Origin of the sequence: Micromonospora maritima (assembly GCF_902825405.1) — a bacterium.
In the GTDB taxonomy this organism is placed as follows: Bacteria; Actinomycetota; Actinomycetes; order Mycobacteriales; family Micromonosporaceae; genus Micromonospora; species Micromonospora maritima.
Genome location: NZ_CADEAU010000173.1, coordinates 1 through 10,182, shown reverse-complemented (window position 1 = coordinate 10,182; position 10,182 = coordinate 1). Strand labels below are relative to the sequence as shown.

The 10,182-nt window shown below is 73.7% G+C and carries 13 protein-coding genes; 7 read left to right on the top strand and 6 right to left on the bottom strand.

Translation table 11 applies throughout. The features are described from left to right. From HUW36_RS16855 to HUW36_RS16845, 3 genes are all read left to right on the top strand, one after another. Positions 1-1,533 (top strand): DUF4132 domain-containing protein (locus tag HUW36_RS16855; RefSeq protein WP_174529051.1); only part of this gene is annotated, 1,533 nt, incomplete at its 5' end. Continuing rightward, positions 1,530-3,032, top strand: coding sequence for a hypothetical protein (locus HUW36_RS16850; protein WP_174529050.1), 1,503 nt, complete (start codon positions 1,530-1,532; stop codon positions 3,030-3,032). The genes HUW36_RS16855 and HUW36_RS16850, both read left to right, overlap by 4 nt. 109 nt (positions 3,033-3,141) lie before the next feature. Continuing rightward, complete coding sequence (locus HUW36_RS16845) at positions 3,142-3,489, top strand: hypothetical protein (protein ID WP_174529049.1); 348 nt, start codon at positions 3,142-3,144, stop codon at positions 3,487-3,489. A 24-nt stretch (positions 3,490-3,513) separates the two neighbouring features. Here HUW36_RS16845 and HUW36_RS16840 read toward each other — a convergent pair whose 3' ends face one another. Then, on the bottom strand, positions 3,514-4,191 hold the full coding sequence (locus tag HUW36_RS16840; RefSeq protein ID WP_174529048.1) for a DUF6082 family protein: 678 nt from the start codon (positions 4,189-4,191) through the stop codon (positions 3,514-3,516). A 284-nt stretch (positions 4,192-4,475) separates the two neighbouring features. On the opposite strand from HUW36_RS16840, the gene HUW36_RS16835 reads away from it, so the two are divergent. The 3 genes from HUW36_RS16835 (at position 4,476) to HUW36_RS16825 (ending at position 6,316) form a co-directional block, all read left to right on the top strand. Next, positions 4,476-5,096 (top strand): hypothetical protein, encoded by a 621-nt coding sequence (locus tag HUW36_RS16835; protein WP_174529047.1) that lies wholly within the window; start codon positions 4,476-4,478, stop codon positions 5,094-5,096. A gap of 61 nt (positions 5,097-5,157) precedes the next feature. After that, the gene (locus HUW36_RS16830) at positions 5,158-5,721 is read left to right on the top strand and encodes a PadR family transcriptional regulator (RefSeq protein ID WP_174529046.1); all 564 of its coding nucleotides are present in this window, start codon (positions 5,158-5,160) and stop codon (positions 5,719-5,721) included. Beyond that, positions 5,675-6,316, top strand: coding sequence for a GyrI-like domain-containing protein (locus HUW36_RS16825; RefSeq protein WP_174529045.1), 642 nt, complete (start codon positions 5,675-5,677; stop codon positions 6,314-6,316). The genes HUW36_RS16830 and HUW36_RS16825 overlap by 47 nt, the downstream gene beginning before the upstream one ends. On the opposite strand, the gene HUW36_RS16820 is transcribed toward HUW36_RS16825, so the two are convergent. Next, positions 6,232-6,798, bottom strand: coding sequence for a hypothetical protein (locus HUW36_RS16820; RefSeq protein WP_174529044.1), 567 nt, complete (start codon positions 6,796-6,798; stop codon positions 6,232-6,234). The genes HUW36_RS16825 and HUW36_RS16820 overlap by 85 nt on opposite strands. A 110-nt stretch (positions 6,799-6,908) precedes the next feature. Between HUW36_RS16820 and HUW36_RS16815 the strand changes: the two genes are divergently transcribed. After that, the gene (locus tag HUW36_RS16815; protein ID WP_174529043.1) at positions 6,909-7,331 is read left to right on the top strand and encodes a hypothetical protein; all 423 of its coding nucleotides are present in this window, start codon (positions 6,909-6,911) and stop codon (positions 7,329-7,331) included. Positions 7,332-7,443: 112 nt separating this feature from the next. On the opposite strand, the gene HUW36_RS16810 is transcribed toward HUW36_RS16815, so the two are convergent. From HUW36_RS16810 to HUW36_RS16795, 4 genes are all read right to left on the bottom strand, one after another. Beyond that, entirely contained in the window at positions 7,444-8,253 is an 810-nt protein-coding gene (locus HUW36_RS16810) for an SAM-dependent methyltransferase (protein WP_174529042.1), read from the bottom strand. After that, positions 8,214-8,741 (bottom strand): pantetheine-phosphate adenylyltransferase, encoded by a 528-nt coding sequence (gene coaD / locus HUW36_RS16805; protein WP_174529041.1) that lies wholly within the window; start codon positions 8,739-8,741, stop codon positions 8,214-8,216. Before coaD ends, HUW36_RS16810 begins: the two co-directional genes overlap by 40 nt. After that, positions 8,738-9,271 (bottom strand): DUF6817 domain-containing protein, encoded by a 534-nt coding sequence (locus HUW36_RS16800; protein WP_174529040.1) that lies wholly within the window; start codon positions 9,269-9,271, stop codon positions 8,738-8,740. The genes coaD and HUW36_RS16800 overlap by 4 nt, the downstream gene beginning before the upstream one ends. 56 nt (positions 9,272-9,327) lie before the next feature. Then, positions 9,328-10,182 (bottom strand): carbohydrate kinase family protein (locus HUW36_RS16795; RefSeq protein ID WP_174529039.1); only part of this gene is annotated, 855 nt, incomplete at its 5' end.

The window sequence follows — 10,182 nt, the reverse complement described above, 5'->3', positions numbered from 1 at the left end:
TCCGGCTTCCCGCACGCGCAGCGCACCGCGATCGCGGCCGTGCGCCTGCTCGCGGAGCGCGACGGTGAGGCGCCGGTGCGGACCCTGGCGCGGCTCGCGGCGACCGTGAAGAACAAGGCGGTGCGCGCCCGGGTGCAGACCGCGCTGGCCGGCCTCGGCGCCCTGCGGGGATGGTCCCTCAGCGAGGTGATGGAACTCGCCGTCGACGACCACGGGCTCGACTCCGACGGGAGCCGGCGCGTCCAGGTCGGCCCGTACGAGGCGACGGTGCGGGTGGTGGGCGAGAAGGCGCGCCTGGCCTTCGCCCGCGGCGGCACCGCGCTCAAGGGCGTCCCGGCGGCGGTCAAGGCGACGCACGCCGACGAGCTGAAGCAGCTGCGCGACGTGGTGAAGGGCGTGAACGCGACGCTTGCCGCCGAGCGGCTGCGGGTGGAGGCGCTGCTGTCCGAGGAGCGCATCTGGGCCGTCCGGGACTGGGTGTCCCGCTTCCTGGACCACCCGGTCACCGGGACGTACGGACGCCGGCTGATCTGGGAGACCAGCGCCGACGGGCAGGAGTGGTCGGCGGGCCTGCCCCGCGCGGACGCCGACGGGTGGACGGTCGTCGGCCTCGACGGGCGGCCGGCGCGCGGTGACCGGGTGCGGCTGTGGCATCCCATCCGCGCTCGCGTCGACGAGACCCTCGCCTGGCGCGAGCGGGTGCTCGCCACCGGCCTGACGCAACCGTTCAAGCAGGCCTTCCGCGAGGTCTACCTGCTCACCCCGGCCGAGGAGCGGACGCGCACCTACTCCAACCGGTTCGCCGCGCACATCCTGCGCTACCGCCAGGCCAACGCGCTCATGCGCGGCCGCGGCTGGCAGGCCGGCTACCTCGGCACGTGGGACGGCGGCTACGACAGCGAGGCCACGAAGCTCTTCGGCGGCGGCACGTGGCGGGCGTCCTTCCACCACCAGCTGGTCGAGACCGACGGTCGGCGCGACTACGACGTCCACCACTGCTCCACCGACCAGGTGCGTTTCGCCAGGCAGGACGGCGCGACCTGGGAACCCGCGCCGGTCGCGGACGTGCCGCCGCTGGTGTTCACCGAGGCGATGCGCGACGTGGACCTGTTCGTCGGCGTCACCTCGATCGCCACCGACCCGCAGTGGGCCGACGGCGGCGAGGACCGGTTCCGCGACTACTGGCACCGCACGGTGGTCGGGGCGCTGACCCCGTCGGCGCAGGTGCGCCGGGACGCCCTGGCCCGGCTTCTCCCCCGGATGGCCATCGCCGGCCGGGTCACCCTGGCCGAGCGCTACCTGCACGTCCGCGGCAACCTGCGCGGCTACCGGATCCACCTCGGCTCGGGCAACATCTTGATGGAGCCCAACGACGCCTACCTGTGCATCGTCCCCGCACGCGGGGGCACCGGGCGGCTGCACCTGCCGTTCGAGGACGACCCGATGCTGTCGACGATCCTGTCCAAGGCGATCATGCTCGCCGCCGACGACACGATCACCGACCCCACGGTGCTGCGGCAGGTCGCCGCATGACCGCCTGGGCGCGGCTGCACGTCGACTACTGCCAGTACCAGGTGGTCACCGTGCCGGGTGCGCCCGGTACGCCGATCTACACCGTGGGCGACGACCTCCTGCACGTGGGCGGGCCGAGTCAGCTCACCGGCTTCTGCGGCGTCCACACCGCACCGATCGAGGCACGCCTGCGTGTCCGGTCCGGGCCGCCGACCCTTGTCGACTCCGGTTGGGACGCGATCAGCGAGGCGACGCTCTGGAGCCCGAGCGGCCGGCTGTCGGTGATCGGCCTGATGGGCGGCGTCGCGGAGGCCCTCGTCGACGTCGCCGTGCCGCGCGGGTTGATCCGGGTGCGGGTGCACGCCCGCCACCGCCTGCACGAGACGGTACGCACCGACGACGACCCACCCGAGCAGCACGAGCTGCACGTCTGGGCGATCGGCGAGGAGACGGGGTGCCGCACCGTGCGGGCCGACCCCGGCGCGCGCGGCTGGGAGCAGAAGCCGGCCAGGGCCGCCGAGTGGGCGATGCTGTCCCTGGTGCCGCGCCCGTCGACCCGGCCGGCGATCCTGCCGCCGCTTCCGCCCGACCCCTACGAGGACGACACCGGCCTGGCCCGGGTGACGGTGGTCCGTCACCGGCCCGGGCCGGTCGAGCTGCCGGTGGGCGTGCTGCCGGTCGGTGACCTGGAGGTGCGCCTTAGGCCTGTCGACGCGGAGACCCTGACGTGGTCGTGGGCGACCGCCGACGCGCCGATCTTCCCCGACCCGCTGACCACCCTGCCGGACGACGAACCCACCACGGTGCGGCTCACCAGCGGCCCGGACGGCGTCACGCTGCGGCACGAGGGAGTGCGCGGCCGGCACGCCGTCGCCCTCGGCCTGATCTGGGACCACCTGCTCGACGGCGGCGCGACGTACCCGTGGGTCGAGACGCTGCGGCGGCAGGCCGCCGAGGCGACCGCGCGGGCCGAGAAGAACCGCCGATTCCGCGCCGCGCAGGAGGCCGAGCGGTGGGGCGGCCCACCGCCGTCCGATCGAATCCGTAAGCTCGGCGGTCAGACGCAGTCCCTGGCGCGGATGGACCGCCGGCTGCTCGACCGGCTCGACGCGCTGCCCGCCACCCGCCAGCGGGAGGTGGCCTGCTGGGCGGCCCGCCGCGCGATGCGGGTGGCCGGGCTGGAGCAACTCGGTTGGATCGCCGAGGCCCTCACCGCCGCCGAAGCCGGTCGCCCACTCCCCCGGGCCTTCACCGAGGAGCGCGGCGCCGCCGCGTACCGCCGGCTGCTCTCCGACCCCGAGGTGCCCCGCACCACCGTCCCGCTGCGCCCGAACCCGAAGGCGTTCGGCGCGCGGGGCGCCACGGAGATGCTCCAGCAGGCCGCCGCGTTCCCCGCCCTGACCGCCCTGGTCGACGACGACCCGCTGGCCGCCGCGATCGGCGCCCTCTACGACGCGGCGATCGCCCACGGCGACGACCGGGACCGCTTCCTCGCCGAGGCGCACGCCGAGCTGCGGTGAGGTTGGCCCGTCGAGCGGATCGACATCACCGCCCCCACCCGCGGATCGGCGCCGCAGCCCACGGCGTCACCCTCTTCTCGCCCGCCCCGCACCGTGGAACACTCCGGCCGTGGACGGCGGGCACGAGACGTGGGCGCGGTGGCGCTGGCACAAGCGTTCCGTGCGCCACGCCCGGGACATCCACCGCGACCCGGAGTGCGACGGCGTCGTCCACTCCCACACCTACCGGTACCACCCGCCGGGCTCCCCGCTGTACGAGCGATGCGTCGGCTTGAGCTGGTGTTCCCGGTGCCGGACCTATGCGGGAGCGATGGTCCGCGTGCCGTCGGACCGGACGCTCCCCGATCCGCTCGTCGGCCTCGGTGAACCGGAGCGGAGCCGGGTGCTCCGGAGCGAGACGCGGCTGCTGGACCACCTCGACCGGCTGGCGCGTCGCGGCCTGTGGCCGCCACACTGACGGCTCCCGAGACCCCCACGGTGGTCACGCACCCGGCCGACGTGCCCGCGTACGAGCCGATCGCCGCCGACGCCACACCAGGCCCGCCGAGACACTCGCCGCCACGCCGAGGACGACGTAGCCCAGCACCGGGGCGGTAGCGGGACGATCGTCGGACACCGCGTCGCGCACCGCCGGCCCCACCGGCGCCGATCTCGCGTACTCCTCGTCGACGATGCGGAGGAACCGTCGTCCCCGTCTCGTCCCCGCCGTGCTCGCCGTCCAGGAAGTCCGCGCCATCGGCCAGAAGCGCGGGGCGACGTCGCCGCGGAACATGCCGGCCAGCATGTCCCGGAGCAGCGGCTCCGGGATGGTGCCGATCTCGTAGCCCATCCAGGCGTACTGCATCAGCAGGTTGGTGTAGATGTGCTGCCGCCTGGCGGTGTCGTCGGGCAGGTCCAGCGGGCCCCAGCAGGGCAGGTAGACGGGCAGGTCGTCGAGCTGCATCGTGATCAGGTCGGTGTGGAAGCCGCGGATGGCCTGGATCCGTTCCGCCCTGCTCTGGCGGGCCTGGAGCAGCAGCGACGCCGCGACGCCGCCGAGCGCGAGCGCCGACAGGACCGCCGACGCCGCCCCGTAGGTCTGGCCGACGTCACTCAGCCGGCTCCAGTCCTCCGCGCCGCCCGCGCTCACCGCCCTCAGCGCGACGGGCGAGAGGATCACCAGCCCCACGACGACGAGGACCGCGGCGACCGCGGCCGAAGCCAGACCGAGGCGACGGCCCGCGGTCCGCCCGCCCGTCGCCGGGCCGGGCACCGGGACGCCTCCGGCGCGGCGTCCGTCCGTACGGCCCGAGCCACTGGTCTCTCGACGCATTCCGGAATTCTGCCGTCCCGTGCCGCTCACCCGCTGACCCGTGGCGACCGCCCTCCTCCCGCGCCGCTCCGATGTCGACATGCCCTCTCGTCTAGGCTCCGCCTCGATCACTTGTCGAGAGGGGCGCCATCGTGACGACTCGCCGTACTCCGACGGCGCGAGCCGCCGTCGCGACCACCTCCGTGCTGGCCGCCGCGCTCCTGCTGGGTGCCGCCTGCACGTCGTCGGCGCCCGGCCCGCGGGCCGCGTCGCCGGCCTCCGCCGCGTCGGCGTCGGCGTCGGCCAGCACGCCGCCACCTCGGAAACTGTCCGCGCCGACGACGCTCCTCGGTCTGCCGAAGACGACGAGCAGGGCGCTGTACGGCGCTGCCGTCCAGCAGTTGGAGCAGCTCAAGCGCGAGGTCGGTCAGCCGACCAGCGCGATCGGCGAGGCCTACGAGGACGGTTCGCCCGACGGGGACATCGTCTTCGTCAGCGGAGCGTCGGGGACGATCGCCGATCCGGTCGCCGTCCTGGACCGGGCACTCAGGCCGTACCGCATCACCAAGGCCGCCGCGGTCGACGCGGGCGCGCTCGGGGGCGAGGCCCGCTGCGGGCGGGGACGTACCGAGGACGGCGGCTACCTGACCTCGTGCGGCTGGGCGGACGGGGAGACGGTGGGGGTGGTGAGCTTCGCGTCGTCGAAGCCCCAGGCCGACCACACCGCCGACTTCCTCGCGGTCCGGGACGTGGTGAGCCGCCCGGTCGGCTGACCGGTCCAGGAGACGACCACGGACCGCACGCAGGCGAATATTCTAGTGCTAGAGTAAGCGGGTGGAGCTGACCCCCGCCGAACTGACCGTCCTGGGCCTGGTCGTCGAACGACCGCAGCACGGCTACGACCTGGAGCGGGTCATCGAGCAGCGGGGCATCCGGCAGTGGACCGACATCGGGTTCTCCTCGATCTACTACCTGCTCGCCAAGCTGGAACAGCGCGGTCTGCTCCACGTCCCGGAGGCGCCGGCCGCCGCCAGGTCCCGCCGCGTCTTCCACCCCACCGACGAGGGCCGCCGAGTCGCCGCGCACACCACGCTGGCCCTCATCGCCGAGGCACGACCACACCCGCAGCCGCTGCTGGTCGGCGTGGCCAACCTGGGCCTGCTCACCCCGCAGCAGTACGCGCAGGCGCTGCGTACCCGGCTGACCCAGCTCGCCGCCCGGATCGCCGCGGTCCGGGCGGCCCAGGGCGCGCAGGCGTCCCTCCCGCACGCGGCGCGCGAGGTCTTCTCCTACTCCCTGAGCCTGATGCAGGCAGAGAGGCAGTGGCTCGCCACCCGAGTCCAGGTGCCCCATGACGAACACGACCGCACAGAAGATCGACTTCAAGAAGACGCTTGACGCCTACCGCGCCCCGCAGGGCCGGTTCCGGCTGGTCGACGTGCCGGACATGCGATACCTCATGATCGACGGCCACGGCGACCCCAACACCTCGCCCGCCTTCACCCAGGCGGTCGAGGCGCTCTACCCGACGGCGTACAAGCTGAAGTTCGCCAGCAAGCGCGACCTCGGACGCGACTACGTCGTCCCGCCCCTGGAGGGTCTGTGGTGGGCCGAGGACATGGCCTCGTTCACCACCGCACGGCAGAAGTCACAGTGGAACTGGACGCTGTTGCTCATGGTGCCCGACTGGATCGAGCCGGCCATGGTCACCGACGCCGTCGCGCAGGCCGGCGCCAGGAACCCACCGGCCCGCCTCGACGACGTCCGCCTCGACACGCTGTCCGAGGGACGCTGCGTGCAGACGCTGCACGTCGGCTCGTTCGACGACGAGGCCGAGGTGCTCGACCGGCTGCACCACGAGTACGTCCCCGGCAACCGGCTCCGGATGACCGGGAAGCACCACGAGATCTACCTCAGCGACTTCCGCCGGGTCGCGCCCGACAGGCAGCGCACCATCCTCCGGCAGCCGGTCACCCCAGACCCGACGCGCTGACCGCCGGAGGCGATCCGCTCAACCGTTGCTGGGCTGGAGATCCCCCGGGCCGCGAAGGACGATGCCACCTCGTCGAACATCCTGACCGCATCCCCCGCCCGCGCGACGGCGTCCGCCATCGGCAGCTCCATCTGGGGGTCGTACCCGGCTAGGCCCGTGACCGCCTGGACAGTCTCGCCGAGCCGGTACATCGCCGCGACGACCGCTTGGGCTTCCGCGCCCCGATACCAGAAGGGGACGGTGATCGCCGCTTCGCCGGCGAAGTAGCTGACCTGGATACCGGTCGGCTCGTGGGTCAGCTCGTAGTGGTGGGCACCCTCGAAGACGGAGACCTCACCGAGCACCTGCCGCACCGCAGTCACCAGTCGGGCCCACGCCTCGCCGCGTGGGCGCGCGTCGTCGTCAGTCTCCTCGGCCGCCTCCAACGCGTCGTCCCACGACTGGTCGTCGCCCCGGGGCACGAAGATCAGGTCGTAGCTCATGGCGATGCACCGTACCCCCCGTCGCTCCCTCGCGGCCCCGGAGGGCCTGGGTGCGGCTGGAGCGTCCGCGCACACGACAAGGGCTCGTCGCCGGTTGCTACGGTCCGGTGGTGCGAATCGGCAGCCCGCTGACGGCGGGCATCCTCGCGGTCGGGCTCGGCATGCCGACGGGCTGGTTCGCGGCGAGCGCCGGCGGTTCGATCGAACGCGCCCCCACCGCTCTCCTCGTCATGACGATCGGACTCACCGTCGCCGGCCTGCTGGTCGGCTTGGTGAGGGGTCGCCGGAACCATCGGATCTGGCCCGTGGTGCTGGTGCTGCTCTGCTCCTTCCACGCCGGCACATGGCTGGGCTCTCCCCACCACAGCGCCGCCGGGGACGCCCTCGTTCTGGCCGTCGCCGCCGCTCCCGCCGGCATCGGCGCGGCGCTCGGGATCGCGGTCGGCCGTCACCTCGCGGCACGGCGGGACCAGCCGGGGCCGCTGACGTCCACGCCCGGCCCCGGGTGTCGCACCACCCACGCCGGCGGATAGTCCCGGCGAACCAGTTCCTCGGCCAGATCGATGGCCTCGTCGACGTGCACGGCCGCAGGCGATCACCGGGACGGTGCGAGCCTCCGGTGCCGCGCGAGTCGGCGTCCGCGGGTCACGGCTTGCGGGCGACCCCGCAGTAGCCGTCCACGACGGCGGTCGGCTCGCTCTCCGGACGCCAGCGACCGAGCGGCACGACACCCGGCTCGACGAGGTCGAGGCCGTGGAAGAAGGCGGTGAAGTCGGCGACCTCGCGCAGGTGGTACGGCACGGCGCCGCTCTCGTTGTACTGCCGGTGCGACTCGATCACCCGCTCGCTGGTGGCCGTGCCGTCGGACATCGCCAGGAAGCTGCCGGACGGCAGCGTGGAGACCAGGGCGTCGACGATGGCCCGTGCCTCGGCCGGTTCCCGCACATGTCCCATGACACCGAGCATCATCAACGCGATGGGCTCGGTGAAGTCCAGCGTCGCGGAGGCGCCCTGGACGATCTTCTCCGGGTCGCGCAGGTCGGCGTCGACGTAGCGCGTGGCGCCCTCCTCGCTGCTGGTCAGCAGCACCCGGGCGTGCGTGAGGACCATCGGGTCGTTGTCGACGTACACGATGCGTGCCTGGGGGGTGATCCCCTGGGCGACCTGGTGGGTGTTGTCGGCCGTGGGCAGGCCGGTGCCGACGTCCAGGAACTGGCGGACGCCCGCCTCGCCGGCGAGGTACGTGACCGCGCGGCGCAGGAACGCCCGCGAGTACTGTGCCGCCTCCACGATCTCGGGGAAGACCGCCCGCACCTGGTCACCGACGGCCCGGTCGGGGGCGAAGTTGTCCTTGCCGCCGAGCCAGTAGTTCCACACCCGGGCCGAGTGCGGCACCGTGGTGTCCAGCTTGGAGGTCAGCTCCTCGACGGGCTGGTCGGCTCGTCCCTGCGACATGTCGGTCTCTCCCCATGGCTCACGGCGTCAGGGTCGTAGCCTAGTGCCTCACCGGCGCGTACCGCGGTCGACGAGATCCCGGCCAGTTCGGGCCGCGCGGGCAGAAACACCGTGGGGACGCCGAGCGACTGGTTCATGGCGGCGAGCTGGCACTCGGTCTGGAGGTCGGTGGTGTTCCGCAGGCCACGGACGATCACCTGAGCCCCGTGGCGCCGGCACCAGATGGCGGTCAACCCGCGCCAGGCCGCCACCGTGACGGAGGTCCATGAGGAAGGCAGAGCGGCCCGGACCTCGCACGCCCGTTCCTCGGTGTCGCGGCCCGGATGCTTGGCGCTGTTGACCGCGACGAGCACGACCACCTCGTCGAAGAGGTGGCGTGCCCGGCGCACCACGTCCAGGTGCCCGGCCGTGAAGGGATCGAAGCTGCCCGGGTAGACGGCCCGGACGCGACCGCCTTCGGGGGCCCTCGGACGCGGGTCGGGCGTCACGGCCGCAGCACCCGCTGCGCGTCGCGGACGACCTGCTCCGAGGCCAGCGGGGCCCAGGAGGCGAACAGGTCCCGGAAGTAGGCGCCGTACCGGTCGGCGATCTCCGGATCGTGCTCGACGACGTCCAGTTCGTTGACGATGCTCAGGTCCACGAGCGACCGGAGTCGAGCCGGATCCGGCGTTCTCACCCGGCCGGCGAAACGATCGAACACCTGCCCGGTCTCGGCCAGCGTCCGCCAGGTGCGGCCGCGGTCGCAGGCGCCGTACAGGTGGACGATCTCCTCGGCGTCGACGCCGACGAGGTCCCGCAGCACCGCGCGCTCGGCCCGGTCCAGCAGGACGAGGTCGAACCCGTCGGTGCCGTAGACGGCATGGGTGAGGCCCGCGGCCTGGACCGCACTGTCGCAGCCGAGCGCGGCGAGCCGTTCGTCGACCCGACACAGGTGGGCGTAGAGGGTGCCTCCGGGATGCGCGATCCGGTCGGTGCCACGGCGGCGGAGCCAGCCCCGCACGTCCCTGTCGGTGCTCATGGCCCGACTCTAGGTATCGGCCGTCGAACGCGCAGGCCCGCAGCGTGGGCGATATGTCACAGCAGGTCGGCGCGGTGGGGTGGGTCGGCGCCGGCCCGCGTGCAGGTGACGGCCGCGACCCGGGTGGCCCGGTCGAGCACCTGCCGCAGTCTCGCCTCGTCCAGCTCGCCGACCGTGGACGGGTGGGCCGCGTCGGCCTCGACCAGGGCGTCGAGCAGACCGGCGGTGAACGCGTCGCCCGCACCGACGGTGTCCACCACGGGCACGGGGCGGGCCGGGTGGTGCAGGCACACCCCGGCGGTGAGCGCGTACGAGCCCTGCGCGCCCCGGGTGACCACGACCAGTCGTACCCCCAGGTCGCGCAACCGACTCGCGGCGGTCTCCACCGGGGCGCCCGGGAAGAGCCAGGCCAGGTCCTCGTCGCTGGCCTTGACCAGGTGCGCGTGCCGGGCCAGGGCGAGCAGGCGCCGGCGGGCGCCGGCGGGATCGGTGAGCATCGCCGGGCGCACGTTCGGGTCGAGGCTGACCAGCACCCGGCCGGTGGCGTGCTCCCGGGAGATCAGCTCGGCCACCCGGTCCGCGCCGGGCGGGAGCAGGGCGGCGAGGGAGCCGGTGTGCAGCACCCGGGTGCCGGCAGGCAGGGCGGCCAGTTCCTCGGCGGTCCAGTGCCAGTCGGCCGTGCCGTCCAGGTAGAAGTCGTAGTCGGCGGCCCCGGTGGATGCGAGCGACACCACGGCCAGGGTGGCGGGCCGGTCGTCGGCGACCGCCGCGGTCAGGTCCACCCCGTTGCGCTCGGCGTGGGCGCGCAGGCGGCGACCGAGGGCGGCGCGGGAGAACCGGGCCAGCATCGCCGTGGGGCGGCCCAGCCGGGCCAGCCCCACCGCGACGTTCAGCGGACTACCCCCGGGGTG